Here is a 25,744-nt window from a genome sequence, read left to right as displayed (position 1 = left end):
TTCCAAAATGATCAGCCTCAGGCTTTTTTGCCGACGCCGAAAGTAGCGAAACGGTCTGCGAACTTCTGCACGCGGCCGCCGGTGTCCAGAGTCTTCTGCTTACCGGTGTAGAACGGGTGGCATTCGTTGCAAACGTCGATCGCCAGGGCTTTGCCGAAGGTCGAACGAGTTTCGAACTTGTTACCGCACGAGCAGGTAACAGCGATTTCTGGGTAATTCGGGTGGATATCGGCTTTCATGGTGTATTCCTCAGGCTAGCGTGCCGCCACCCAACACTATTGTTGAATACCGCACGTAATTAGGCCGCGGATTCTACCAGACCTTTTCAATCACGCAAGCTGTCACCGAGACCGACCGTCTGCTAGGCTCCCGGCCCGATACGCGATTCCCTTGTAGGAGTGAGCCTGCTCGCGATAGTGGTATTTCAGACGACATAATGTTGAATGACAGACCGCTATCGCGAGCAGGCTCACTCCTACAAGGTTATGCCCTAGCCATACCGCCCGTTTATAGAGATCCCCCCGCGTGCCCGATGCCATTCTGCGCCTCGCCCTGCCTTCGCCCTTGCGCCGCCTGTTCGACTATCGGGCGCCGGCCGGTGTGCTGCGCGAGCAGTTGCAGCCGGGCATGCGCCTGCGGGTGCCGTTCGGTCGACGCGAGATGATCGGAATTCTGGTCGAGGTCACCGACACCAGCGAAGTGCCGGTGGAGAAACTCAAGCCGGCGCTGGCTCTGCTCGATACTACAGCGCCGCTGCCACCGGCGCTGTTCAAGCTGTGCCTGTGGACGTCGCAGTATTATCAGCACAGCCTCGGCGACACTTTGAGCTGGGCGTTGCCAGTGCTGCTGCGCCAGGGCGAACTGGCTGAAGCCCGGCAAGAACGCTTCTGGTCCGCCGTCCCCGGCGCCAGCCTTGAAGATCCACGCATCGCCCGCGCGCCGCGCCAGCGTGAAGCATTGGCGACGCTGGCCCAGCACCCGCACGGCGTCGCCCATCAGTTGCTGAGCAAACTGATGCTGAGCAAGGACAGTCTCGATTTGCTGCTGGCCAAAGGACTGGTGCAAGTCGAGATCCGCCGTCACGCACCCGGCGCGCGCCACGAACACTGGCTGGCGCAACCGGAGTTGCCGCTGAACACCGAACAGCGTGCCGCCTACGAAGCGATCCGCGCCGGGTTCGACAGTTATCACGCGTTCTTGCTGGCCGGCGTCACCGGCAGCGGCAAGACCGAAGTCTATTTACAGCTGATCCGCGAAACCCTCGAAGCCGGCAAACAGGCGCTGGTGCTGATCCCGGAGATCAACCTCGGCCCGCAGACCCTGGCGCGCTTCGAGCAACGCTTCAATGCGCGCATCGCCCTGCTGCACTCGGCGGTCAATGACCGCGAGCGCCTCGACGCCTGGCTCGCCGCTCGCGATGGCGAGGCCGACATTATTATCGGCACCCGCTCGGCGCTGTTCACGCCGATGAAAAACCCCGGGCTGATCATCATCGATGAAGAGCACGACGGCTCTTATAAACAGCAGGAAGGTTTGCGCTACCACGCCCGCGATCTGGCGCTGGTGCGTGCGCGGCAGGAAAACATCCCGATCGTCCTCGGCTCCGCCACTCCATCACTGGAAAGCCTGCACAATGCCTACACCGGCCGCTACGGCCTGCTGCGCCTGAATGAACGAGCAGGCGGTGCCAAGCAACCACGCTTCCTGCGGCTGGATGTGAAAAGCCGTCCATTGGACAGCGGAATCTCCGGGCCGATGCAGCAAGCCATCGGCCAGACCCTCGCCAACGGCCAGCAGGTGCTGGTGTTCCTCAACCGGCGCGGCTTCGCGCCGACGTTGCTGTGCCACGATTGCGGCTGGATGTCCGAATGCTCGCGCTGCGACGCACGGATGACCGTGCACCAGCGCTACGGCGAACTGCGCTGCCACCACTGTGGCTACGTCGAGCGCACCCCGCGCCAGTGCCCGAAGTGCAACAAGGTCGATCTGCGCCCGGTCGGCGCCGGCACCGAGCGCGCCGAGGAACGCCTGGCGATTCTGTTCCCCGATTACCCGGTGCTGCGTGTCGACCGCGACAGCACTTCGCGCAAGGACGCGATGAATCAACTGTTCGCGACCATCCAGAAAGGCCAGCCGTGCATTCTGGTCGGCACACAGATGTTGGCCAAAGGGCACCATTTTCCGCGAGTGACGCTGGTGTCGATTCTGGATGCCGACGGCGGCCTGTTCTCCGGCGACTTCCGCGCCAGCGAACGGATGGCGCAATTGATCGTGCAAGTCGCTGGCCGTGCCGGGCGGGCGGAAGAGCCGGGCAAAGTGATCATCCAGACCCACCTCGCCGACCATCCTTTATTGGTACAACTCACCGAACAGGGCTATTTCGCCTTCGCCGAACAGGCCTTGAGCGAGCGTCGCGCCGCCGGGCTGCCGCCGTTTGCCCATCTGGCGCTGTTGCGCGCCGAAGCGCACAAGCCGGGGCAGGCGGAAGGTTTTCTCGATGAGGCGTGCAGCGAGGCTGAACGTTTGCTGGCTGAGCAGAATCTGAGCGGGATTGAATTGCTCGGGCCCGTGCCGGCGCCGATGGAGCGCCGCGCCGGGCGGTATCGCGCGCAGTTGTTGTTGCAAGCGACGGCGCGGGCACCGTTGCATCGGTTGCTGGCGAGTTGGTTGCTGGTACTGGAGCAGATGCCGAGTGGGCGGGCGGTGCGCTGGTCGCTGGATGTCGATCCCGTCGATTTGTATTGATAGATAGATCGCCTTCGCGAGCAAGCTCGCTCCCACAGGGACTGCGCTGTACCTGTGGGAGCGAGCCTGCTCGCGAAAACGCTCTATTTGTCACCACATATCCATAAGCTGCCTGCTAAGGTTGGCAAGCCCGTCTTCGCAACGGATAATGCCCAGTTTTTCCACCCGCGCATCGATGCGCCCGCCGCGCTTGCGGTCGAAAGAGAAGACCATGAAAGACACCATTCGCCAGCTGATCCAACAAGCCCTCACCCAACTCGTCAACGAAGGTGTGTTGCCTGAAGGCCTGTCGCCGGCGATTCAGGTGGAGAACGCCCGTGACAAGACTCACGGCGACTTCGCCAGCAACATCGCGATGATGCTGGCCAAGCCTGCGGGCATGAAGCCGCGCGATCTGGCGGAAAAAATCATCGCCGCACTGCCGGCTGACGAGAACGTCACCAAGGCCGAAATCGCTGGCCCGGGCTTCATCAACTTCTTCCAGAACACCCAGGCTTTGGCCTCGCGTCTCGACGCTGCATTGGCTGATGCCCATGTTGGCGTACGCAAGGCCGGCCCGGCGCAACGCACCGTGGTCGACCTGTCGGCACCGAACCTGGCCAAAGAGATGCATGTCGGCCACTTGCGCTCGACCATCATCGGCGACGGCGTGGCCCGCGTACTCGAATTCCTCGGCGACGAAGTGATCCGTCAGAACCACGTGGGCGACTGGGGCACCCAGTTCGGCATGCTGATGGCGTATCTGCAGGAAAACCCGATCACCAGCGACGAGCTGTCCGACCTGGAAAACTTCTACCGCGCCGCCAAGCAACGTTTCGACGAGTCCGCAGAGTTTGCCGACCGCGCCCGTGGCCTGGTGGTCAAGTTGCAGGCCGGCGATGCCGAGTGCCTGGCGCTGTGGACCCGGTTCAAGGACATCTCGCTGTCGCACTGCCAGAAGATCTACGAACTGCTCAACGTCAAACTGACCATGGCCGACGTGATGGGCGAAAGCGCCTACAACGACGACCTGATCAACGTGGTCAACGACCTCAAAGCGGCGGGCATGCTGGTCGAGAGCAACGGCGCCCAGTGCGTGTTCTTCGACGAGTTCAAGAACGCCGACGGCGACCCGCTGCCGGTGATCATCGTCAAGGCTGATGGCGGCTACCTGTACGCCACCACTGACCTCGCCGCCGTGCGCTATCGCAGCGGCAAGCTGAAAGCCGATCGCGCGCTGTACTTCGTCGACCAGCGTCAGGCCCTGCACTTCCAGCAAGTGTTTGCCGTGGCGCGCAAGGCCGGTTTCGTGACCCATCCGATGGAAATGGAGCACATGGGCTTCGGCACCATGAACGGCGCCGATGGCCGTCCGTTCAAGACCCGTGACGGCGGCACCGTGAAGCTGATCGACCTGCTGACCGAAGCGCAGGAGCGCGCCTATAACCTGGTGAAAGAAAAGAACCCGGAACTGGCCGAAGACGAACTGCGCAACATCGCCAAAGTCGTCGGCATCGGCGCAGTGAAATACGCTGACCTGTCGAAGCACCGCACCAGCGACTACAGCTTCAACTTCGACCTGATGCTGAACTTCGAAGGCAACACCGCGCCATACCTGCTCTACGCCTATACCCGTGTCGCCGGTGTGTTCCGCAAACTGGGCAAGGACTTCAGCGAAGTCGATGGCCAGATCGTGCTGGAAGCTGCGCACGAGCAAGAGCTGGCGGCGAAACTGGCGCAGTTCGGCGAAGTGCTGAACAACGTAGCCGACAAAGGCACGCCGCACATTCTCTGCACCTATCTGTATGACGTTGCCGGTCTGTTCTCCAGCTTCTACGAGAACTGCCCGATCCTCGCCGCCGAAACCCCGGCCCGGATGCAGAGCCGTCTGCGCCTGGCCGCACTGACCGGTCGCACCCTCAAGCAAGGCCTGGAGCTGTTGGGTCTGGAAACTCTGGAGCGTATGTAAGTTGGCCGCCAAGAAAAAACCTGCACCCAAGCGTGGCGCCAGCCGTTACCAAGCTCCTGCGAAGCAACCGATTCCGGGCTGGCTGTGGATGGCCATCGGCCTGACGGTCGGCGCGTTCATCGTGTTCCTGATGAAGCTGGAGCCGGGCAAGGGCAGCGACACGGTCAAGCGTGAGAAGGTCGAACAGGCGCAACAGCAGAAAGCGTCGAAGATCGCCGAGGCCAACAAGACCCCGCCGAGCCCGACGCAACCGGTGAAGCCGAAGTACGATTTCTACACCCTGCTGCCGGAATCGGAAGTGATCGTGCCGCCGGACGCGGTGCCGGAGAAGACTCTACCGACGCCACAAGTGCCGGCCATCCCGACCACGCCAGTGACACCGGCAGAAGCGGCGAAGATCGACACCGCGCGCGCGCAGGCCGCGCTGGCCGGGATTACCCCGCCGCCAGCACCACCAGTGAGCAAAGCCGCGCCGGTGACCAAGTTCTTCTTGCAGGCTGGCTCGTTCCGCAAGGAAACCGATGCCGACAAGGTGCGTGCGCAGATCATTCTGCTTGGTCAGGCGGTAGCGGTTGAATCAGGCACGGTGAAAGATGAAACCTGGTATCGCGTTTTGGTTGGTCCGTTCAGCAACCGCGAACAGCTGACCACGGCACAGAAACAACTGGCCGGCGCCGGCTTCAGCAACCTGTTGTTACAACAACGCCAGAGCCGCTGATTTTGTCAGTAGCACCGCGTCATCGTTCTTCGCGAGCAAGCTCGCTCCCACAGGGTCTGCGCTAATCCTGTGGGAGCGAGCTTGCTCGCGAAAGCGTCATTTCCAACTCCACATAGCCCGAACCTATCACCCGCCGTTCGTCCCTCCGCACCCTCCCCGGTTGAAATCCTCTCCAGCACCCCCATATGAATGGGCATAAGGCACTTTCGCCCCGCTGTGTGGAGACTCTTCCCTTGACCACCATCGTTTCAGTCCGCCGTCACGGCAAAGTCGTCATGGGCGGCGACGGCCAGGTTTCTCTCGGCAATACCGTGATGAAAGGCAACGCGAAAAAAGTCCGTCGCCTGTACCACGGTCAGGTCATCGCCGGTTTTGCCGGTGCCACCGCCGACGCCTTTACCCTCTTCGAACGTTTCGAAGGCCAGCTCGAGAAACACCAGGGCCACCTGGTGCGCGCCGCTGTCGAACTCGCCAAAGAATGGCGCACCGACCGTTCCCTGAGCCGCCTCGAAGCGATGCTCGCGGTTGCCAACAAAGACGCTTCCTTGATCATCACCGGCAACGGTGACGTGGTCGAACCCGAAGATGGCCTGATCGCCATGGGTTCCGGCGGCGCCTACGCGCAAGCCGCGGCCAGCGCGCTGCTGAAAAAGACCGACCTGTCGGCCCGTGAAATCGTCGAAACCGCCCTCGGTATCGCCGGCGACATCTGCGTATTCACCAACCACACCCAGACCATTGAGGAGCAGGATCTCGCTGAATAAGCCTGACGCGGCCCCTGTGCCACGGCTTGTTTCTGCTTGAGGACCGTCAATTACTATGTCCATGACTCCCCGCGAAATCGTCCACGAACTCAACCGCCATATCATCGGCCAGGACGATGCCAAGCGCGCCGTCGCGATTGCCCTGCGCAACCGCTGGCGCCGCATGCAGCTGCCTGAAGAGCTGCGCGTTGAGGTGACCCCGAAGAACATCCTGATGATCGGCCCGACCGGTGTCGGTAAAACCGAGATCGCCCGACGCCTGGCAAAACTGGCCAACGCGCCGTTCATCAAGGTCGAAGCGACCAAGTTCACCGAAGTCGGCTACGTTGGCCGTGACGTCGAATCGATCATCCGTGATCTCGCTGACGCTGCGATCAAGATGCTCCGCGAGCAGGAAATGACCCGCGTTCGCCATCGCGCCGAAGACGCTGCCGAGGATCGTATCCTCGACGCGCTGCTGCCGCCGGCGCGCATGGGCTTCAGCAATGAAGAAACGCCAAGCTCCGATTCCAACACCCGTCAGCTGTTCCGCAAGCGCCTGCGCGAAGGTCAGCTGGATGACAAGGAAATCGAGATCGAAGTCGCCGAAGTGTCCGGTATCGAAATCGCCACGCCACCCGGCATGGAAGAGATGACCAACCAGTTGCAGTCGCTGTTTGCCAACATGGGCAAGGGCAAGAAGAAGGCGCGCAAGCTCAAGGTCAAAGAAGCGCTGAAACTCGTGCGCGACGAGGAAGCCGGGCGTCTGGTCAACGAAGAAGAGCTGAAAGCCAAGGCACTGGAAGCCGTTGAACAGCACGGCATCGTGTTCATCGACGAGATCGACAAAGTCGCCAAGCGCGGTAACGTCGGCGGCGCCGATGTGTCCCGCGAAGGCGTGCAGCGCGATCTGCTGCCGTTGATCGAAGGCTGCACCGTCAACACCAAACTGGGCATGGTCAAGACTGATCACATCCTGTTCATTGCATCCGGTGCTTTCCACTTGAGCAAGCCGAGCGATCTGGTGCCGGAGCTGCAAGGTCGTCTGCCGATCCGCGTCGAACTCAAGGCGCTGAGCCCGGAAGACTTCGAGCGCATCCTCAGCGAACCGCACGCTTCGCTCACCGAGCAATACTGCGCGCTGCTGAAAACCGAAGGCCTGAACATCCAGTTCCAGCCGGAAGGCATCAAGCGTCTGGCGGAGATCGCCTGGCAGGTCAACGAGAAGACCGAGAACATCGGCGCCCGTCGCCTGCACACACTCCTTGAGCGTCTGCTTGAAGAGGTGTCGTTCAGCGCCGGCGATCTGGCCAGTACTCACGATGAGAAGCCGATCCTGATCGACGCCGAATACGTCGACAGCCACCTCGGCGAATTGGCGCAGAACGAAGACCTGTCCCGTTATATTCTGTAAGCCATACTTACAGCGGTAGCGGACCCTGTGGGAGCGGGCTTGCTCGCGAAGAGGCCGTGTCAGTCGACATCATTGTTGTCTGATACACCGCTTTCGCGAGCAAGCCCGCTCCCACATTTGAATCAGGGTCACCCACACAACGGACGCCAGGCCATGACCTCAATTCCCACCGACATCAAACTGCACAAAGCCTCGAAAACCCTGACGCTCACCTACGCGTCCGGCGAGGAATACACCCTGCCCGCCGAATTCCTGCGCGTGCATTCCCCCTCCGCCGAGGTCCAGGGCCACGGCAAACCGATCCTGCAATTCGGCAAGCTCCACGTCGGATTGAGCAAGCTGGAACCGGCCGGAAACTATGCACTGAAACTGACCTTCGACGACGGTCACGACAGCGGCTTGTTTACCTGGGACTATCTCTACGAACTCGGCAAACGCCAGAACGAACTCTGGGACGATTATCTGACCGAGCTGCGCGCCGCGGGAAAATCCCGCGACCCGAACGAGTCGTTCGTCAAGCTGATGCTCTAGTCCGTGCGTCTTGCTCTTTAGAGGGCATTTTCTAAATTCATCTGTTTGAATGCTCTGCTGTGTGGCCGAGGATCGGCCTGCTTGCGAAAAAAATTAAACTCGGGTAACCAATGGAGCTGGCAAGTTCCCTGCAATGCTCTACGACTGTAAAGCAGCTATGCAGAATTAACGGTCACCCGAGCAGTAGTACCTGGCATTGGCTGTGGAACTGCACAGCAGAAAACCGGGTACTCGTCTCAGGACAATGGAGCGTCGTAGATGAGTAACAAGAATAACGATGACCTGAAGTACCAAGCCTCGGAAAACACCCTGGGGCTTAATCCCGTCGTTGGGCTGCGCGGAAAGGATCTGCTGGCCTCTGCTCGTATGGTGCTGAAACAGGCCATCAAACAACCGATCCATAGCGTTAAACACGTCACCCATTTCGGCCTCGAACTGAAGAACGTGTTGTTTGGCAAATCCGAACTGCAACCGGCTGGCGATGACCGTCGCTTCGCCGATCCTGCGTGGAGCCAGAACCCGCTCTACAAACGTTATCTGCAAACCTATCTGGCGTGGCGCAAGGAACTTCATGCCTGGATCGACGACAGCAGCCTGTCACCGAAAGACATCGCGCGCGGCCACTTCGTGATCAACCTGATGACCGAAGCCATGGCCCCGACCAACACCGCCGCCAACCCGGCCGCGGTCAAACGCTTCTTCGAAACCGGCGGCAAAAGTCTGCTCGATGGCCTCTCGCATCTGGCCAAGGATCTGGTGCACAACGGCGGCATGCCGAGCCAGGTCAACATGGGCGCGTTCGAAGTCGGCAAGAGCCTCGGCGTCACCGAAGGCGCGGTGGTGTTTCGTAACGACGTGCTGGAACTGATCCAGTACAAGCCGATCACCGAGCAAGTCCACGAACGTCCACTGCTGGTGGTGCCGCCGCAGATCAACAAGTTCTACGTCTTCGATTTAAGCCCGGACAAGAGTCTGGCGCGCTTCTGCCTGCGCAATAACGTGCAGACGTTCATCGTCAGTTGGCGCAACCCGACCAAGGCCCAACGCGAATGGGGCCTGTCGACCTACATCGACGCGCTGAAGGAAGCCGTCGACGTGGTCACCGCAATTACCGGCAGCAAAGACGTGAACATGCTTGGCGCCTGCTCCGGCGGCATCACCTGCACCGCCCTGCTCGGCCACTACGCGGCGATCGGCGAGAAGAAGGTCAATGCCCTCACGTTGCTGGTCAGCGTGCTCGACACGACGCTGGACAGCGACGTCGCCCTGTTCGTCGACGAGCAGACTCTGGAAACCGCCAAGCGTCACTCGTATCAGGCCGGCGTGCTCGAAGGCAAGGACATGGCCAAGGTCTTCGCCTGGATGCGCCCCAATGACCTGATCTGGAACTACTGGGTCAACAACTACCTGCTCGGCAACGAGCCGCCGGTGTTCGACATCCTGTTCTGGAACAACGACACCACACGGTTGCCCGCCGCGTTCCACGGCGACCTGATCGAGATGTTCAAAAACAATCCACTGATCCGCCCGAATGCACTGGAAGTGTGCGGCACGCCAATCGACCTCAAGCAGGTCACGGCCGACATCTTCTCGCTGGCCGGCACCAACGACCACATCACGCCGTGGAAGTCCTGCTACAAGTCGGCGCAGTTGTTTGGCGGCAAGGTCGAATTCGTGCTGTCGAGCAGCGGGCATATCCAGAGCATTCTAAACCCGCCGGGCAACCCGAAATCGCGCTACATGACCGGTGAAGAAATGGCCACCAACGCCGATGAGTGGCAAGAAAACTCGACCAAGCACACCGATTCCTGGTGGCTGTACTGGCAGGCGTGGCAGGCCGAGCGCTCGGGCAATCTGAAGAAGGCCCCGCTGAAACTGGGCAACAAGGCGTACCCGGCCGGTGAAGCCTCGCCGGGCACTTACGTTCACGAGCGGTAAAACCTGTGGGAGCGAGCTTGCTCGCGAAAGCATCGTGTCAGTCACCATCAATGTTGAATGATTGACCGCATTCGCGAGCAAGCTCGCTCCCACAGTTATAAATTTGAGAAACAGACTCCATCCACAGGGCCTGAAGCATGCCGCAACCGTTCATATTCCGTACCGTCGATCTGGATGGCCAGACCCTCCGCACGGCGGTACGCCCCGGCAAGCCTCACTTGACTCCCTTGCTGATTTTCAACGGCATCGGCGCCAACCTGGAGCTGGTGTTTCCGTTTGTCGCGGCGCTGGACCCGGATCTGGAAGTGATCGCCTTCGACGTGCCCGGTGTCGGCGGTTCCTCGACGCCGAACCGGCCGTATCGCTTTCCCGGTCTGGCCAAACTGACGTCGCGGATGCTCGATTACCTCGACTACGGTCAGGTCAACGTCATCGGCGTATCGTGGGGCGGCGCACTGGCGCAGCAGTTCGCCTACGACTACCCCGAGCGCTGCAAGAAACTGGTGCTCGCGGCGACTGCGGCCGGCGCGGTGATGGTGCCAGGCAAGCCGAAAGTGCTGTGGATGATGGCCAGTCCGCGGCGCTACATTCAGCCGTCCCACGTGATTCGCATCGCGCCGCTGATCTACGGCGGCTCGTTCCGTCGCGACCCGACGCTGGCAGCCAGTCACGCGGCGAAAGTGCGTTCGGCGGGCAAGCTCGGTTACTACTGGCAACTGTTCGCCGGCCTCGGCTGGACCAGCATTCACTGGCTGCACAAGATCCATCAACCGACGCTGGTGCTGGCCGGTGACGACGATCCGCTGATCCCGCTGATCAACATGCGCATGCTCGCCTGGCGCATTCCCAACGCCCAACTGCACATCATCGACGACGGGCATCTGTTCCTGATTACTCGCGCCGAAGCGGTGGCGCCAATCATCATGAAGTTTCTCCAGGAGGAACGTCAGCGCGCGGTGATGCATCCACATCCGACACCGTTGGGCGGATAACCCTTCCGGCAGGCTTTATGCAGGCTTTTGTACAGTGCGCGGCAGGACGCCGCGCAGGCAGCAACCCGCAACAGCGTCTATGGTGTTCTGGTTCGGTGAGTTTGTTTTTGACCTGAAGACGAAGGAGTGTTGAGTCATGCGCGACAAACCAGCGACGGGCGTGGTGCCCAGCCCCGCCGTGTTCATCAACGCACAAAGTGCGATCACCGGCCTGCGGGGCCGAGACCTGATCTCGACCTTGCGCAGTGTCGCCGCCCATGGCCTGCGCAACCCGATTCACAGTGCCAGGCACGCGTTGAAACTCGGCGGTCAACTGGGCCGCGTGCTGCTCGGCGAAACCCTGCACCCGACCAACCCGAACGACAGCCGCTTCGCTGATCCGGCGTGGAGCCTCAATCCGTTCTACCGGCGCAGCCTGCAGGCCTATCTGGCCTGGCAAAAACAGGTCAAAAGCTGGATTGACGAAAGCAACATGAGCGATGACGATCGCGCCCGCGCGCACTTCGCTTTTACCTTGCTCAACGACGCTGTGGCGCCGTCCAACACCCTGCTCAACCCGTTGGCGGTCAAGGAGCTGTTCAACTCCGGCGGGCACAGTCTGGTGCGCGGCCTCAGTCATTTGTTCGATGACCTGCTGCACAACGATGGCCTGCCGCGCCAGGTGACCAAACAGGCTTTCGAGGTCGGCAAGACCGTTGCCACCACCACCGGTTCGGTGGTGTTTCGCAACGAGATGCTGGAGCTGATCCAGTACCGGCCGATGAGCGAAAAGCAGTACGCCAAGCCACTGTTGGTGGTGCCGCCGCAAATCAACAAGTACTACATTTTCGACCTGAGCCCAAACAACAGCTTCGTCCAGTACGCGCTGAAAAATGGTCTGCAGACCTTCATGATCAGCTGGCGCAACCCGGATGTACGCCATCGCGAATGGGGCCTGTCGACGTACGTCGAAGCGGTAGAAGAAGCGATGAACATCTGCCGGGCGATCACCGGCGCTCGTGAGGTCAACCTGATGGGCGCCTGCGCCGGCGGCCTGACCATCGCCGCCCTGCAAGGGCATTTGCAGGCCAAGCGGCAACTGCGTCGAGTCTCCAGCGCAACCTACCTGGTCAGCCTGCTCGACAGCCAGATCGAAACCCCGGCCACCCTCTTCGCCGACGAACAGACCCTTGAAGCCGCCAAGCGCCGCTCCTATCAGAAGGGCGTGCTCGACGGTCGCGACATGGCCAAGGTGTTCGCTTGGATGCGTCCCAACGATTTGATCTGGAGCTACTTCGTCAACAATTACCTGCTGGGCAAAGAGCCGCCAGCCTTCGATATCCTCTACTGGAACAACGACAACACCCGTCTGCCGGCGGCGTTTCACGGCGACCTGCTGGACTTCTTCAAGCACAACCCGTTGACCCATCCGGGCGGACTGGAAGTCTGTGGCACGCCGATCGATTTGCAGAAAGTCACCGTCGACAGCTTCAGCGTCGCCGGCATGAACGACCACATCACGCCGTGGGATGCGGTGTATCGCTCGACCCTGCTGCTCGGAGGCGAACGGCGCTTTGTACTGTCCAACAGCGGCCATGTGCAGAGCATCCTCAACCCGCCGAGTAACCCGAAAGCAGCGTACGTCGAGAACGCCAAGATGAGCAGCGACCCGCGAGCCTGGTATTACGACGGCAAGCACGTCGACGGCAGTTGGTGGCCACAGTGGCTGGCGTGGATACAGCAACGCTCCGGGGCGCAGCACGAAACCACGTTTACCCTGGGCAACCCGAACTATCCACCGATGGAGGCAGCGCCCGGTACTTACGTGCGTGTGCGCTGACGCTTAACCGAACTTTTCTAAGAAGACTGGATGAAAACCCGCGACCGGATTCTCGAATGTGCTCTGCAACTGTTCAACGAAAAGGGCGAGCCGAATGTCTCCACCATGGAAGTGGCCAATGAAATGGGGATCAGCCCGGGCAACCTCTACTACCATTTCCACGGCAAGGAACCGCTGATTCTCGGCTTGTTCGAACGCTTCCAGAATGAACTGGCACCACTGCTCGACCCGCCGTCGGATGTGGAACTGGCGCCGGAGGATTACTGGCTTTTTTTGCACCTGATCGTCGAGCGGCTGGCGCAGTACCGCTTTTTGTTCCAGGACCTGTCGAACCTCGCCGGACGGCTACCGAAACTGGCCAAGGGTATTCGTCATCTGCTCAATGCCTTGAAGCGCACACTGGCGTCGTTGCTGGCGCGGTTGAAGGCTTCGGGGCAACTGGTCAGTGATACGCAGGCGTTGGGGCAACTGGTTGAACAGATCACCATGACGTTGCTGTTCTCGCTGGATTATCAGCGGATTCTGGATCGTGAGGGTGAGGTTCGTTTGGTCGTGTACCAGATCATGATGCTGGTGGCGCCGCACTTGCTGCCGCCGGTTAAGGTCGCGACGGAGCGGATGGCTCTTCAGTATCTTGAAGACCATGACTGAATCAAAAGCCCCTCACCCTAACCCTCTCCCAGAGGGAGAGGGGACTGACCTTATGGTCTTACGCGATACGGCGACCTGAAAAATCCAGTCGATTATGGATTCAATCCGACACGTTCAGGTCGGTGTAAGGCTGAAGCATCCCCCAATCGGTCCCCTCTCCCTCTGGGAGAGGGCTAGGGTGAGGGGCTGTTGGAATTCAGATACAAAAACGCCCGACCTTCACAGGCCGGGCGTTTTGTTTTGCCCTGATAAATCAGGACTGACTGGTTGGCGTCGACGGGGTCGATGCAGCAGTCGGGGTGGCCGCCGGAGTCGGTGCTGCGGCGGAGTTGGACGCACTCACCGGAGCTGCCGGGGTGGCCGGTTTGGCTGCAGCAGGTGCGGCCGGTTTCGGCGCGGCCGGTTTTTTCACTGCCGGTTTCTTCGCCGCAGCGGGTTTCGCTGCTGGCTTGGCAGCCGGTTTGGCGGCAGCGGTTTTCGCAGCAGGCTTAGCGGCAGGTTTCGCTGCAGTTTTGGCCGCAGGTTTTGCTGCCGGTTTGGCGGCGGCTTTGGCAGCAACCGGTTTGGCTGCAGCTTTAGCAGCTGGCTTGGCCGCTGCGGTTTTTGCTGCAGGCTTGGCCGCTGCTTTTGCTGCGGGTTTAGCCGCCGCTTTGGCCAGTGGCTTGGCAGCGGATTTTGCCGCTGGTTTGGCCGCCGCAGTTTTCGCTGCCGGTTTTGCCGCAGCGGTTTTCGCCGCCACCGGCTGAGCTTTCAGACCGGTAAGTTTCTCGATCTGCCTGGTCAGTGTGTCGACCTTGCTGTTGAGCGCTTTGACTTCATTGCGGCTCGGTACACCCAGGCGCGAAATCGCGCTGTTCAGGCGCTTGTCGAAAGCCCCTTCCAGCTCGTCCCACTTGCCCAGTGCGCGATCTTTCACGCCGCTGATGCGCGACTTGGCCGAAGAAGCGGAATCCTTGGCGGCATCGACTTTCTTGCCGACTGCGGACTTGGTGAGCTTCTCGGCTTTCTCGCCGTCTTTGACCAATGCATCGAAGAGCTTGCTGCCGTCAGTGTCGATCTTCGAGTACACGCCTAAACCAGCCAGCCAGATTTTGCGGGAGTAGTCTTCGACTTTCCCGATCCACGAGCTGCCTTCTTTATCGGTGTTCTTTTTACCAGCCATCCCGTTCTCCTTAAGATTTACGCGCGACGCGTTCGAGCAATGCCGTCAGCTCATCGAGCTTAGCAGAGAGTGTCTCAACGTCATGTTTAGACGGAATGCCGATACGATTCAAGGCGCTTGCTACACGGGAGTCGAACGCCTTCTCGACCTTGTCGAGCTGAACTTCGACACGACCTTTGAAAGAACTCACTTCGCCCTTGGCTTCATCGATCTCGGCGTTGGCCGCTTCGAGTTTTTCGGTGACGGCTTTTTTGCCTTTCTTTTCAACAGTTTGACCAGCCTTGATCAGCTCTTGAAAGTAATCGCTGCCCTCTTGGCCGACCTTGGCGTAGGCACCCAGGCCTGCCAGCCAGATCTTGCGGGCATAGGATTTGACGTCGCTCAGAGCAGAAGTCGAAGCGTCGATTTTTTTCTTCAAAATAACTTTGGCCATGGTGCACCTCACGCGCAGAAGGTTTGAGGAACTGCCCGCAGGTTTGTCGGGCTCAGGCACAAAGTAGGTAGAAAAATTAGAAACGGCACCCTAACAACTGACATAAACAGCAGGGGCACTACAAGACCAATGTGGGAGCGGGCTTGCTCGCGAATGCGGTGTATCAGTCAATATCTGAGTCGACTGACACACCGCATTCGCGAGCAAGCCCGCTCCCACAAGGGATCGCATTGCAACCAGGAATCAGACCAAGGCTTTATCGAGGGCTTTCTCGATCTCGGCTTTGATCATGCCGCTCATGGCCGACATCATCAGGCCCAGTTCCACGTCGACCTTGATCGAATCGTCCGCCACATGTACCGCGCCTTTCACGCCCGAGCGTTTGAGGTTCAGGGTGTCGCCCGACCACTGCGGCTCCAGGCCGTATTGATCGGAGAGTTTCTGCGCCAGCTTGTCGGCCTTCTCGCGGGCGGCTTCCTTACCCAGGTTATGGGCACGCTCAACTGTGATTTTGGCCATTGCATGACTCCTGATTTATGAATAGGTATCGGTAAATCTTGACCGCCGCTGCGGCAAATCGTCCCGAAGGTTGCCCATCTTACCTTTAGCCATTCCAAGACAAAGCATGGCTTGGGGATTAGAATGTCGCGCATTCTCTTTTGGTGACAGCGATATGACTGATCAGCGCAAAGGCAGCGATGCCGAACCCACCACTCACTTCGGCTTCAAAAACGTTCCGGAAAGCCAGAAAGCGGAAAAAGTCGCTGAGGTTTTCCACTCGGTAGCCGCCAAGTACGACCTGATGAACGACCTTCTGTCGGGCGGCATGCACCGTCTGTGGAAGCGTTTCGCGATCGAACTGTCCGGCGTGCGCAGCGGCAACCGCGTGCTGGACATCGCCGGCGGCACCGGTGACCTGACCAAAAAGTTCTCGCACCTGGTTGGCCCGACCGGCCAAGTGGTGCTGGCCGACATCAACGAATCGATGCTCAAGGTCGGCCGTGACCGTCTGCTCGATCTGGGTGTGGCCGGCAACGTCGAATTCGTTCAGGCGGACGCGGAAAAACTGCCGTTCCCGGACAACCACTTCGACTGCGTGACCATCGCCTTCGGTCTGCGCAACGTGACGCATAAAGAAGACGCCTTGCGTTCGATGCTGCGCGTGCTCAAGCCCGGCGGTCGTTTGCTGGTGCTGGAATTTTCCAAGCCGACCAACGCGCTGATGTCGAAAGCCTACGACGCTTACTCGTTCGCCTTCATGCCGCTGATGGGCAAGCTGATCACCAACGATTCGGAAAGCTATCGCTACCTGGCCGAATCGATCCGCATGCACCCGAATCAGGAAACCCTGAAGTCAATGATGGTCGACGCCGGTTTCGACCGCGTGACCTATCACAACATGACCGCAGGCATCGTCGCCCTGCACCGCGGCATCAAGCCCTGATGTTGCTCACCGGGCTGCTCGCCAGCGTTGAACTCGGCCTCAACCGGGTGCTGCGTCTCGACAGCACGGCGCTGCCGCGACTGGCGCATTTGACCGGCAAGGTGATTGCCGTCGACTGCCGCAGCCCGGCGTTGCAACTGTTCATCCTGCCGAGCGATGAAGGTCTGATGCTGGCGTCCCATTGGGAAACCGGCGTCGACTGCACCCTGCGCGCGCCGGCCTCGAGCCTGATCAAACTGGCCGTGAGCAAAGACAAGACTGCGGTGTTGCACGCCCCGGAAGTCGAACTCGATGGCGACAGCGGCGTGCTGCTGGAGCTGGCCGGTGTGCTGCAGGATCTTGAGCTGGACTGGGAGTACGAACTCTCGCGCTGGCTCGGCCCGGTCGCCACGCAATTGGTCGGTGGCCACCTGCGCAGCCGTGCACGCTGGTATCAACAAGGATTTGCCAGCCTCAACCAGAACCTCGCCGAATACCTCGCCGAAGAATCGCGCACCCTCGTCGGGCAGCGCGAAGCCGAAGCGCGATTCAGCGAACTGGACCGGATCAAACTTGATCTGGAACGTCTCGAGGCGCGTTTCGAGCGCCTTTCCCGATCCCTCGACCCAAGCGATAACGCATGAAGCTGCTTGCCGTCCGCCGTCTGTTGCGCATCCAGCGCGTCGTGATTCGCTACCGCCTCGATGACCTGCTGTTCGATCTGCCGCTGCCCTGGTTCCTCCTGGCATTGCGCTTTGCGCTGCCGTGGCGCTGGCTGCCGCGCAAGCCACTGGAGCTGAACCGCGGTGCGCGCTTGCGTCTGGCGCTGCAGGATCTCGGGCCGATTTTCATCAAGTTCGGACAGATTCTCTCGACCCGCCGCGACTTGCTGCCGGAAGACATCGCCGATGAGCTGATGCTACTGCAGGATCGCGTGCCGCCGTTCGACTCGCAGCTGTCGATCAAGCTGATCGAAGAGCAACTGGGCAAGAAGATCAGCGACGTGTTCAGCCGCTTCGACGTCGAACCGCTGGCCTCGGCTTCGGTGGCGCAGGTGCATGCCGCGCAGCTGAAAACCGGCGAAGAAGTCGTGGTCAAGGTGATCCGCCCGGGCTTGAAACCGATCATCGCGCAGGACCTGGCGTGGCTGTTCATTCTTGCCCGCGCCGCCGAAAAGCTCTCGGCCGACGCGCGCCTGCTGCACCCGGTCGACGTCGTGCAGGACTACGAAAAAACCATCTACGACGAACTCGACCTGCTGCGCGAGGCGGCCAACGCCAGCCAGTTGAAGCGCAACTTCGAAGGTTCGCCGCTGCTCTACGTGCCGCAAGTCTATTGGGACTGGTGCCGGCCGAAAGTGCTGGTGATGGAGCGCATCTACGGCATTCAGGTCACCGATCTGGCCACCCTCGCCGATCAGCGCACCGACATGAAAATGCTCGCCGAGCGCGGTGTGGAAATCTTCTTTACTCAAGTGTTCCGCGACAGTTTTTTCCACGCCGACATGCACCCGGGCAACATCTTCGTCAGCACCGTCAACCCCTGGAGTCCGCAGTACATTGCGATCGACTGCGGCATCGTCGGCAGCCTGACCCCGGAAGACCAGGACTATCTGGCACGCAACCTGTTCGCGTTCTTCAAGCGTGACTACCGTCGCGTGGCGCAACTGCACATCGATTCGGGCTGGGTGCCGGCGGAAACCAAGCTCAATGAATTCGAAGCGGCGATCCGCACAGTCTGCGAACCGATTTTCGAAAAACCGTTAAAAGATATTTCATTTGGCCAGGTGCTGATGCGCCTGTTCCAGACCGCGCGGCGCTTCAACATGGAAGTGCAGCCGCAACTGGTGCTGCTGCAAAAGACCCTGCTGAACATCGAAGGCCTCGGTCGTCAGTTGTATCCGGATCTGGACCTGTGGAACACCGCGCAGCCGTTCCTCGAGCGCTGGATGCGCGAGCGCGTCAGCCCGAAAGCCTTGCTCGGCAACGTGCAGAGCCAGTTTGAACAGTTGCCGCACCTGGCCAACATGGCCCGCGATCTGCTCGAGCGCATGTCCCAGCCGCACGCCTACGATCCGCCACCACCATGGCATAAACGCAAGGACGACTGGTTCCTGCGCCTGCTCGGTTGTGCGCATCTGGCTGGCGGGGTGATCCTCGCTATCGGTGGCCCGCTAAACGAATTGGGGCATTGGCCGGCAGGAATCATGGTGGCCGTGGGCTTGTATCTGGTCGTTCGCCGATAGCCAGTTTCGTGATCGGCTGGCACACTGTTTCAATGCCTGAACCCGACTATTGAAGTGTGGGGTTCGCTGTCGGAGTCGAAAATGAACAACTGGCTGGACGAGATCAAATGGGACGCTGATGGCCTGGTGCCGGCGATTGCCCAGGATCACAAGACCGGACGCGTGCTGATGATGGCCTGGATGAACCGCGAGGCGCTCGAACTGACCGCTGCGGAAAACCGTGCAATCTACTGGTCACGTTCCCGTGGCAGACTGTGGCGCAAGGGCGAAGAGTCCGGCCACGTACAGACCCTGCATGAAATGCGTCTGGACTGTGACGCCGACGTGATCATCCTGATGGTTGAACAGATCGGCGACATCGCCTGCCATACCGGCCGTCAAAGCTGCTTTTACCGCGTTTTCGAAAACGGTGACTGGAAAACGGTCGATCCGATTCTGAAAGACCCGCACGCCATCTATTCCGCAGGACACAAACATGAGTGACACTCTGACCCGCCTGGCCGAAGTGCTCGAAGAGCGCAAAGGCGCAGCCGCCGACAGCTCGTATGTGGCCAGTCTGTATCACAAGGGCTTGAACAAGATTCTGGAGAAAGTCGGCGAAGAGTCGGTCGAAACCATTATTGCCGCCAAAGACGCCGCCATCAGCGGCGACTGCAGCGATGTGATCTACGAAACCGCCGACCTGTGGTTCCACAGCATGGTCATGCTCGCCCAACTGGGGCAGCATCCGCAGGCTGTGCTGGATGAACTGGATCGTCGCTTTGGCCTGTCCGGACACGTCGAGAAAGCCTCGCGTCCGTCCGCCTGAACAATTTCTAGAGAGGAACAGCAACATGGGCATTTTTGACTGGAAACACTGGATCGTCATTCTGGTAGTCGTGGTGCTGGTGTTCGGCACCAAGAAACTGAAAAACCTCGGCACCGACGTTGGCGAATCGATCAAGGGCTTCCGCAAAGCCATGAACGACGACGAAAAGCCCGCCGCTGATCCAACCGTGACGCCTGCACAGCCAGTGCCACCGGTGCAGCCGCAAGCCACCGCTCAGGCCAACCCGCCGCACACCATCGACGTGCAGGCGCAGAAAGTCGAAGAGCCGATCCGCAAAGACGTGTGAGCACTGACTAATGTTTGGTATCAGCTTCTCTGAACTGCTGCTCGTCGGCCTCGTCGCCCTGCTGGTGCTGGGCCCCGAGCGTCTGCCGGGCGCTGCGCGTACCGCCGGCCTTTGGGTCGGACGGCTGAAGCGCAGCTTCAACGCGATCAAACAGGAAGTTGAACGTGAAATCGGTGCCGACGAAATTCGTCGGCAACTGCACAACGAGCACATTCTGTCGCTTGAGCAGGAGGCGCGGAAGATTTTCAGCCCGGTTCAGCAAGAGCCGACGCCGGTTGAAGTCGAACATGTCGGGCAGCAGACGATTCATGCGCCGACTACACCTGTTGCGCCTGCTCCGACACCTGCACCTGCTGCCGCTGTAGCGCCGGCAGAACCAGTGCCAGCGCCTGCAGAAGCCTCGGTCGAACACGTAGCCCCAACCGCCGCGCCGATCCAACCAGCGCCTCACGACCCAACATTGCCGCCGCGAGCCCCATGAGCGATCTCCCCGAAAACGACCAGCACATGCCGCTGGTTTCGCACCTCACCGAGTTGCGCACCCGCCTGCTGCGTTGCGTGGCGGCGATCTTCATCATCTTCGCCGGGCTGTTCGCCTTCACCCAGCAGATCTACACCTTCGTCTCGACGCCGCTGCGCCAGTACCTGCCGGTCGGCGCGACGATGATCGCCACCGATGTGTCGTCGCCGTTCCTGACACCGCTGAAGCTGACGATGATGGTCTCGCTGTTCCTCGCGATCCCGGTGATCCTGCATCAGATCTGGGGCTTTATCGCACCGGGTCTGTACAAACATGAGAAACGCATTGCGGTGCCGCTGCTGGTATCCAGCATCCTGTTGTTCTACACCGGCATGGCGTTCGCCTATTACTTCGTGTTCCCGCTGATCTTCAAGTTCTTCGCTGCGGCCACCCCGGCCGGCGTGGAAATGATGACCGACATCGCCAGTTACCTCGATTTCGTCATGACGCTGTTCTTCGCCTTCGGCGTAGCGTTCGAGATCCCGGTGGCCGTGGTGCTGCTGGTGTGGATTGGCGTGGTCGACGTGGCTTACCTGAAGAAGATCCGCCCGTACGTGATCATCGGCTGCTTCGTGGTTGGCATGATCCTCACCCCGCCGGACATCTTCTCGCAGACCCTGCTGGCCGTGCCGATGTGGATGCTGTTTGAAATCGGCATTCTGTTCGGTGGCTTGATCAGCAAGCGCGAACGCCCGGACGAGAACCCGGCCGACGACCACAACGACCAGCCGCCAGCGACCCAGGCATGAACCTGCTGTTGCTTGAAGAAGCCGATTTCATCGCGGCCGACCGCGTGATCCTGCGTGATCGACGCCTGACGCACATGCAGGAAGTCCACCGCTCGGAAGTCGGTGACAGCCTGCGCGTCGGCCGCATCAATGGGCTGATGGGTTCGGCCGAGCTGCTGCGCCTCGAAGCGGGTGAAGCCGAGCTGCGCGTCAGCCTCGATCAGCCGCCTCCGGCCAAATTGCCGTTGACCCTTGTGCTTGCGCTGCCGCGTCCGAAAATGCTCCGCCGGGTGTTTCAGACTGTGGCAACCATGGGCGTGTCGAAGGTGATCCTGGTCAACAGCTATCGGGTCGAGAAGAGTTTCTGGCAGACGCCGTTTCTTGAGCCTGGCGCGATTCGCGAAAACCTGATCCTCGGCCTCGAACAGGCTCGCGATACCGTGCTGCCGGAAGTCATCATCGAAAAGCGCTTCAAGCCATTCGTTGAAGACCGGCTGCCGGCGATTACCGACGGCACCCTCGGACTGGTTGGCCACCCCGGCAACTTCCCACCGTGCCCGCGCGCACTCAGCGAACCGGTGACGCTGGCCATTGGTCCCGAAGGCGGCTGGATTCCTTACGAAATCGATCTGCTGGCCAAGTCCGGCCTGCAACCGGTGCAACTCGGCGAGCGCATCCTGCGTGTCGAAACCGCCGTCACCGCCCTCCTCGCCCGGCTCTTCTGATTCCGCGCACCAGATAAATGGCGTTACAGATTGCCATCACCCGGCCGATACCCTCCCCATAAGTCCAATTAGTGGTCCGAAGGGAGTGGTCGCATGTACCGTTGGTTAGCCGAGAGTCTTGGAAACGTCAGCGTCAAACGCAAGCTGGGCATCGGTTTCGGCCTGGTGCTGTTGCTGACACTGTTGATCACCTTCACCGGCTGGACCGGCATGAGCGGTATTATCAGCCGCGGTGACAAACTCGGCTTTATCTCCAGCCTCAACGAGCTGACCAAGGACTTGCGCCTGGCGCGCATGGACTACGACATGCGTCGCGGCGAACAAGGCCCGGGCGCGGTCAATGAACTCCTGAGCAAACTCGACAGCGGCCTGCAGTCGGCACGCGGCATGATCGAGCAGCCGGCCGATGTGGCGATGGTCGATCAGCAATTGGCCGCCGTGGCCGAATACAAGCGTGCCTTCGGCGAAATGACCCAGGCCACCGTGCAGCGTGAGGACGCACGCAGCAAGCTTGGCGCGAACGCCGACAATGCCGTGGCCAAAGTCGCTGACGTCGAGAGCGCCCTCCTGCAAGGCGAGAGCGTCGCGCAATACAACGCCGTGATCGAACTGAGCAAACTGCTGCAGCAAGCGCGTTATCAAGTGCGCGGCTACACCTACAGCGGCAAGGCCGATGCCGAGCAACCTGCCCTGACCGCGATCGACAATGCCCTGAAAAACCTCGAAAGCCTGCCGTCCCGCGTTCCGGAGCAGCACATCGCCAACCTGCAGCAAGCCACCGACTCGCTCAAGGCCTACCGTGCAGCCGTGGCGCAATTCCGTGATTCTCAAGTAAAAAACGCTGCAGCACTGGCCAACATGTCTGCTCAGGGCGACATTTTGATCGCTGTCAGCAAGAAACTGACCGAATCGCAGACCGTGGTTCGCGACACTGACGCAGCACGAGCCAAGAACCTGCTGCTGATCGCCACCGCGCTCGCCGTCGCGTTCGGCCTGCTGGCCGCCTGGGCGATTACCCGGCAGATCATCATCCCCCTGAACCAGACCCTGAAAGTCGCCGAGCGCGTAGCCGCTGGCGACCTGACCCACAACCTGGTCTCGCTGCGTCGGGACGAACTCGGTCAACTGCAACGCTCGATGCAAAGCATGACCCAAGGCCTGCGTGAACTGGTCGGCGGGATCAGCGATGGCGTCACCCAAATTGCCAGCGCCGCCGAAGAACTCTCGGCGGTGACCGAGCAGACCAGCGCCGGGGTCAACAATCAGAAAATCGAGACCGATCAGGTCGCGACCGCCATGAACGAAATGGCCGCCACTGTGCAGGAAGTCGCGCGTAACGCCGAGGAAGCTTCCGAAGCCGCCGTCGCTGCCGACCAGCAAGCCCGCGAAGGCGACAAAGTGGTGGGCGAAGCGATCGCGCAGATCGAGCGTCTGGCCGCTGAAGTCGGTCACTCCACCGAAGCCATGGGCGAACTCAAGCGCGAAAGCGACAAGATCGGCAGCGTCCTCGACGTGATCAAATCCGTGGCCCAGCAAACCAACCTGCTGGCCCTCAACGCCGCCATCGAGGCCGCGCGCGCCGGTGAAGCCGGGCGTGGTTTTGCCGTGGTCGCCGATGAAGTGCGCAGCCTCGCGCAACGTACGCAGAAGTCCACCGAAGAAATCGAAGAGCTGATCGTCGGCCTGCAGAACGGCACCCAACAAGTGGCGACGATCATGGACAACAGCCGCACCCTGACCGACAGCAGCGTCGAGTTGACCCGTCGGGCCGGTGGCTCACTGGAAAGCATCACCCGCACCGTGTCTGCGATTCAAGCAATGAACCAGCAGATCGCCGCAGCGGCCGAACAGCAGAGCGCGGTGGCGGAAGAGATCAACCGCAGCGTGCTGAATGTGCGGGATGTGTCGGATCAGACGTCGGCGGCAAGTGAAGAGACGGCGGCTTCCAGCGTTGAGCTGGCGCGGCTGGGCACGCATCTGCAGATGCTGGTCGGTCGATTCAAGGTTTGAGGTGATTGATCTGCCTCGGTTCGCTGTGGACCGAGGTGATGCATTTCGCGAGCAAGCCCGCTCCCACAGTTGACCGAGTTGTCCAAGCGGACACGGTCTAATGTGGGAGCGGGCTTGCTCGCGAAAGCGGCAGGTCAGACGCTGAAATTACAAGACCTGACGCAGAAAGGCCTGCGCACGCGGATCCTTCGGTGCATCGAAAAACTCGGCCGGCGCAGCATCTTCCAGCAACTTGCCGTGATCGAAGAACAACACCCGATCCGCCACTTCCCGGGCGAAACCCATTTCGTGGGTGACGCAAACCATGGTCATGCCTTCCACGGCGAGGTTCTTCATCACGTCCAGTACTTCGCCGACCATTTCCGGGTCGAGGGCCGAGGTCGGCTCATCGAACAACATCACCTTCGGCTCCATCGCCAACGCCCGGGCAATCGCCACGCGCTGTTGCTGACCGCCGGACAGGCGCGACGGAAATTCGTTGGCCTTCTGTGCAATGCCGACCTTCTGCAGCAATTCCATCGCCTTGGCTTCGCGCTCTTTCTTGCCGCGCTTGCGCACGACTTTCTGCGCCAGACAAAGGTTTTCCAGCACGGTCATGTGCGGGAACAGGTTGAAATGCTGGAACACCATGCCGACTTCGCGGCGGTAGGCGTTGACGTCGGTTTTCGGGTCGGCCAGTTGCAGGCCGTCGATGCTCACCGAGCCGGAATCGAATTCTTCCAGGCCATTGAGGCAACGCAGGAAGGTCGACTTGCCGGAACCCGACGGCCCGATCACCACCAGCACTTCGCCCCTGGCCACCGTGGTGCTGACGCTATCCACCGCGCGCACCACTTGCCCACGGGTGTCGAAGACTTTTACCAGATCGCGGACTTCAATCACTTTGCGCGAGCCTCCGCTCAAGCCGGCCGGCGATTTTCGACAGCGGCAGGTTGATCAACAGGTACAGGCCGGCAACGCAGAACAGGATCTCGAACGGCGAGAACGAGGTAGTGATGACTTCACGGCCGCTTTTCAGCAACTCGGTGATGGCGATCACCGACACCAGCGAGGTGTCCTTGACCAGACTGATGAACTGCCCGGCCAGCGGCGGCAGCACGCGTTTGAACGCTTGTGGCAGCACCACATGGCGCATCGACTGACCGGCACTCAGACCGAGCGAGCGCGCCGCCTCGTTCTGGCCACGGGCGATCGATTGCACGCCGGAGCGGATGATCTCCGCCACGTAGGCGCCGGTGAACAGCGACAGTGCGGCGATCCCGGCAAATTCACGGGACAGGTTCATCACCGTGCCGATGAAGAAGTAGAAAATGAAGATCTGCACCAGCAACGGCGTACCGCGCACCAGTTCGACGTAGATGGTCGAGAGGTCACGCAGGGTCGGGTTGCTCGACAAACGGCACAGGCCGGTAACCAGACCGATCAGCAACCCCAGAATCCCGGACACTACTGACAGCCAAAGCGTCGTCCACAGGCCCCACAACAGCGGTCCTGCCGCCCAATGGCGAGTGACGCCCACGACGTCGCCTTCGGCCACATCGTCGCCCTGAGCGAATTGCAGGCTGTTCTCGTCGACGGTCAGATGCTGTTCGTCACCGGCGTCGTTGCGCAGGGTGACTTGTGCGCTGCTGCCCTTGCGCACGAGTTCTGTGACGGTGGAGATGTCCGTGGCACGCTGGGTTTCCTCGGCCTGATAGGCAAAGTACTGCGGCACGCGGTTCCAGCGCCATTCGTAGGACATCAGCGACGTCGCGTAATACAACGCGCCCGCCAGGCCGACCAGCACCAGCACGGTGAGGACGTGCCAGGGCCATTGGGCTTTTTTCTGTTTCATTGCAGGTTCCGGATTTTGTGTTGCTCTGGAGGGCCCCTTCGCGAGCAAGC

General features: G+C 60.6%; 27 protein-coding genes and 1 pseudogene. 21 read left to right on the top strand and 7 right to left on the bottom strand.

Going from position 1 to position 25,744, the window contains the following annotated elements; translation table 11 throughout:
* Positions 1 to 17: 17 nt before the first annotated feature.
* Positions 18 to 239 carry a 50S ribosomal protein L31 gene (gene rpmE, locus ACM6IV_RS20940; protein ID WP_064585593.1) on the bottom strand — a complete coding sequence of 74 codons (222 nt, stop codon included), beginning with the start codon at positions 237 to 239 and terminating at the stop codon, positions 18 to 20.
* Between the two features lie 286 nt (positions 240 to 525).
* Here rpmE and ACM6IV_RS20935 point away from each other — a divergent pair, with 286 nt between their 5' ends.
* Positions 526 to 2,745, top strand: a complete 2,220-nt coding sequence (locus tag ACM6IV_RS20935; RefSeq protein WP_414871458.1) for a primosomal protein N' — start codon at positions 526 to 528, stop codon at positions 2,743 to 2,745.
* 90 nt (positions 2,746 to 2,835) lie between these two features.
* Here the strand turns inward: ACM6IV_RS20935 and ACM6IV_RS20930 are convergent, their stop codons facing one another.
* A complete protein-coding gene (locus tag ACM6IV_RS20930; protein WP_256579857.1) occupies positions 2,836 to 2,958 on the bottom strand; it encodes a hypothetical protein in 123 nt (40 codons plus the stop codon).
* Here ACM6IV_RS20930 and argS point away from each other — a divergent pair.
* From argS to ACM6IV_RS20885, 9 genes are all read left to right on the top strand, one after another.
* Positions 2,957 to 4,693, top strand: coding sequence for an arginine--tRNA ligase (gene argS / locus ACM6IV_RS20925; RefSeq protein ID WP_414871457.1), 1,737 nt, complete (start codon positions 2,957 to 2,959; stop codon positions 4,691 to 4,693). The genes ACM6IV_RS20930 and argS overlap by 2 nt on opposite strands.
* A gap of 1 nt (position 4,694) precedes the next feature.
* Complete coding sequence (locus ACM6IV_RS20920) at positions 4,695 to 5,411, top strand: SPOR domain-containing protein (protein WP_007909385.1); 717 nt, start codon at positions 4,695 to 4,697, stop codon at positions 5,409 to 5,411.
* A 233-nt stretch (positions 5,412 to 5,644) separates the two neighbouring features.
* A complete protein-coding gene (gene hslV / locus ACM6IV_RS20915) occupies positions 5,645 to 6,175 on the top strand; it encodes an ATP-dependent protease subunit HslV (RefSeq protein WP_003186641.1) in 531 nt (176 codons plus the stop codon).
* A gap of 55 nt (positions 6,176 to 6,230) precedes the next feature.
* The gene (gene hslU / locus ACM6IV_RS20910; RefSeq protein ID WP_414871456.1) at positions 6,231 to 7,568 is read left to right on the top strand and encodes an ATP-dependent protease ATPase subunit HslU; all 1,338 of its coding nucleotides are present in this window, start codon (positions 6,231 to 6,233) and stop codon (positions 7,566 to 7,568) included.
* Positions 7,569 to 7,721: 153 nt separating this feature from the next.
* On the top strand, positions 7,722 to 8,099 hold the full coding sequence (locus ACM6IV_RS20905) for a gamma-butyrobetaine hydroxylase-like domain-containing protein (protein WP_414871455.1): 378 nt from the start codon (positions 7,722 to 7,724) through the stop codon (positions 8,097 to 8,099).
* 258 nt (positions 8,100 to 8,357) lie between these two features.
* Positions 8,358 to 10,037, top strand: a complete 1,680-nt coding sequence (gene phaC / locus ACM6IV_RS20900) for a class II poly(R)-hydroxyalkanoic acid synthase (RefSeq protein WP_414871454.1) — start codon at positions 8,358 to 8,360, stop codon at positions 10,035 to 10,037.
* Positions 10,038 to 10,174: 137 nt separating this feature from the next.
* The gene (phaZ, locus tag ACM6IV_RS20895) at positions 10,175 to 11,029 is read left to right on the top strand and encodes a poly(3-hydroxyalkanoate) depolymerase (RefSeq protein WP_034152967.1); all 855 of its coding nucleotides are present in this window, start codon (positions 10,175 to 10,177) and stop codon (positions 11,027 to 11,029) included.
* Between the two features lie 136 nt (positions 11,030 to 11,165).
* Positions 11,166 to 12,848 (top strand): class II poly(R)-hydroxyalkanoic acid synthase, encoded by a 1,683-nt coding sequence (gene phaC / locus ACM6IV_RS20890; RefSeq protein WP_414871453.1) that lies wholly within the window; start codon positions 11,166 to 11,168, stop codon positions 12,846 to 12,848.
* A 30-nt stretch (positions 12,849 to 12,878) separates the two neighbouring features.
* Positions 12,879 to 13,499: a TetR/AcrR family transcriptional regulator gene (locus ACM6IV_RS20885; RefSeq protein ID WP_095187463.1), complete on the top strand. Its 621-nt coding sequence runs from the start codon at positions 12,879 to 12,881 to the stop codon at positions 13,497 to 13,499.
* 253 nt (positions 13,500 to 13,752) lie between these two features.
* Here the strand turns inward: ACM6IV_RS20885 and ACM6IV_RS20880 are convergent, their stop codons facing one another.
* The 3 genes from ACM6IV_RS20880 to ACM6IV_RS20870 all read right to left on the bottom strand — a co-directional run bounded on the left by ACM6IV_RS20880 (position 13,753) and on the right by ACM6IV_RS20870 (position 15,613).
* On the bottom strand, positions 13,753 to 14,661 hold the full coding sequence (locus tag ACM6IV_RS20880) for a phasin family protein (RefSeq protein WP_414871452.1): 909 nt from the start codon (positions 14,659 to 14,661) through the stop codon (positions 13,753 to 13,755).
* A 10-nt stretch (positions 14,662 to 14,671) separates the two neighbouring features.
* Positions 14,672 to 15,094 carry a phasin family protein gene (locus tag ACM6IV_RS20875; protein ID WP_041074948.1) on the bottom strand — a complete coding sequence of 141 codons (423 nt, stop codon included), beginning with the start codon at positions 15,092 to 15,094 and terminating at the stop codon, positions 14,672 to 14,674.
* 243 nt (positions 15,095 to 15,337) lie between these two features.
* Positions 15,338 to 15,613 carry a polyhydroxyalkanoic acid system family protein gene (locus ACM6IV_RS20870; protein WP_038360037.1) on the bottom strand — a complete coding sequence of 92 codons (276 nt, stop codon included), beginning with the start codon at positions 15,611 to 15,613 and terminating at the stop codon, positions 15,338 to 15,340.
* Positions 15,614 to 15,767: 154 nt separating this feature from the next.
* Between ACM6IV_RS20870 and ubiE the strand changes: the two genes are divergently transcribed.
* The 11 genes and pseudogenes from ubiE to ACM6IV_RS20815 all read left to right on the top strand — a co-directional run bounded on the left by ubiE (position 15,768) and on the right by ACM6IV_RS20815 (position 23,860).
* On the top strand, positions 15,768 to 16,538 hold the full coding sequence (gene ubiE / locus ACM6IV_RS20865) for a bifunctional demethylmenaquinone methyltransferase/2-methoxy-6-polyprenyl-1,4-benzoquinol methylase UbiE (protein WP_008080626.1): 771 nt from the start codon (positions 15,768 to 15,770) through the stop codon (positions 16,536 to 16,538).
* Positions 16,538 to 17,161 carry an SCP2 domain-containing protein gene (locus tag ACM6IV_RS20860; protein ID WP_007909360.1) on the top strand — a complete coding sequence of 208 codons (624 nt, stop codon included), beginning with the start codon at positions 16,538 to 16,540 and terminating at the stop codon, positions 17,159 to 17,161. The genes ubiE and ACM6IV_RS20860 overlap by 1 nt, the downstream gene beginning before the upstream one ends.
* Positions 17,158 to 18,762 (top strand): ubiquinone biosynthesis regulatory protein kinase UbiB, encoded by a 1,605-nt coding sequence (ubiB, locus tag ACM6IV_RS20855; protein ID WP_414871451.1) that lies wholly within the window; start codon positions 17,158 to 17,160, stop codon positions 18,760 to 18,762. The genes ACM6IV_RS20860 and ubiB overlap by 4 nt, the downstream gene beginning before the upstream one ends.
* Positions 18,763 to 18,843: 81 nt before the next feature.
* Positions 18,844 to 19,245 carry a phosphoribosyl-AMP cyclohydrolase gene (gene hisI, locus ACM6IV_RS20850; protein WP_414871450.1) on the top strand — a complete coding sequence of 134 codons (402 nt, stop codon included), beginning with the start codon at positions 18,844 to 18,846 and terminating at the stop codon, positions 19,243 to 19,245.
* Positions 19,238 to 19,570 carry a phosphoribosyl-ATP diphosphatase gene (locus ACM6IV_RS20845; protein WP_007909355.1) on the top strand — a complete coding sequence of 111 codons (333 nt, stop codon included), beginning with the start codon at positions 19,238 to 19,240 and terminating at the stop codon, positions 19,568 to 19,570. The genes hisI and ACM6IV_RS20845 overlap by 8 nt, the downstream gene beginning before the upstream one ends.
* Before the next feature lie 25 nt (positions 19,571 to 19,595).
* The gene (locus ACM6IV_RS20840; RefSeq protein WP_003220847.1) at positions 19,596 to 19,877 is read left to right on the top strand and encodes a twin-arginine translocase TatA/TatE family subunit; all 282 of its coding nucleotides are present in this window, start codon (positions 19,596 to 19,598) and stop codon (positions 19,875 to 19,877) included.
* A gap of 10 nt (positions 19,878 to 19,887) precedes the next feature.
* Positions 19,888 to 20,358 carry a Sec-independent protein translocase protein TatB gene (tatB, locus tag ACM6IV_RS20835; RefSeq protein WP_414871449.1) on the top strand — a complete coding sequence of 157 codons (471 nt, stop codon included), beginning with the start codon at positions 19,888 to 19,890 and terminating at the stop codon, positions 20,356 to 20,358.
* Positions 20,355 to 21,146, top strand: a complete 792-nt coding sequence (tatC, locus tag ACM6IV_RS20830) for a twin-arginine translocase subunit TatC (RefSeq protein ID WP_007909342.1) — start codon at positions 20,355 to 20,357, stop codon at positions 21,144 to 21,146. Before tatB ends, tatC begins: the two co-directional genes overlap by 4 nt.
* Positions 21,143 to 21,850 carry a 16S rRNA (uracil(1498)-N(3))-methyltransferase gene (locus tag ACM6IV_RS20825; RefSeq protein WP_414871448.1) on the top strand — a complete coding sequence of 236 codons (708 nt, stop codon included), beginning with the start codon at positions 21,143 to 21,145 and terminating at the stop codon, positions 21,848 to 21,850. The genes tatC and ACM6IV_RS20825 overlap by 4 nt, the downstream gene beginning before the upstream one ends.
* Before the next feature lie 93 nt (positions 21,851 to 21,943).
* A pseudogene (locus tag ACM6IV_RS20820) lies at positions 21,944 to 23,005 on the top strand (methyl-accepting chemotaxis protein); the annotation flags it as partial.
* Positions 22,988 to 23,860, top strand: coding sequence for a methyl-accepting chemotaxis protein (locus ACM6IV_RS20815; RefSeq protein WP_371748299.1), 873 nt, complete (start codon positions 22,988 to 22,990; stop codon positions 23,858 to 23,860). The pseudogene ACM6IV_RS20820 and the gene ACM6IV_RS20815, both read left to right, overlap by 18 nt.
* 147 nt (positions 23,861 to 24,007) lie before the next feature.
* On the opposite strand, the gene ACM6IV_RS20810 is transcribed toward ACM6IV_RS20815, so the two are convergent.
* Positions 24,008 to 24,742 carry an amino acid ABC transporter ATP-binding protein gene (locus ACM6IV_RS20810; protein ID WP_414871447.1) on the bottom strand — a complete coding sequence of 245 codons (735 nt, stop codon included), beginning with the start codon at positions 24,740 to 24,742 and terminating at the stop codon, positions 24,008 to 24,010.
* Positions 24,735 to 25,694, bottom strand: coding sequence for an amino acid ABC transporter permease (locus ACM6IV_RS20805; protein WP_414871446.1), 960 nt, complete (start codon positions 25,692 to 25,694; stop codon positions 24,735 to 24,737). The genes ACM6IV_RS20810 and ACM6IV_RS20805 overlap by 8 nt, the downstream gene beginning before the upstream one ends.
* Between the last annotated feature and the right edge of the window lie 50 nt (positions 25,695 to 25,744).

The organism is Pseudomonas sp. IT-347P (assembly GCF_949768005.1).
Classification (GTDB): domain Bacteria; phylum Pseudomonadota; class Gammaproteobacteria; order Pseudomonadales; family Pseudomonadaceae; genus Aquipseudomonas.
This window is presented reverse-complemented; position numbering and strand designations above follow the sequence as displayed.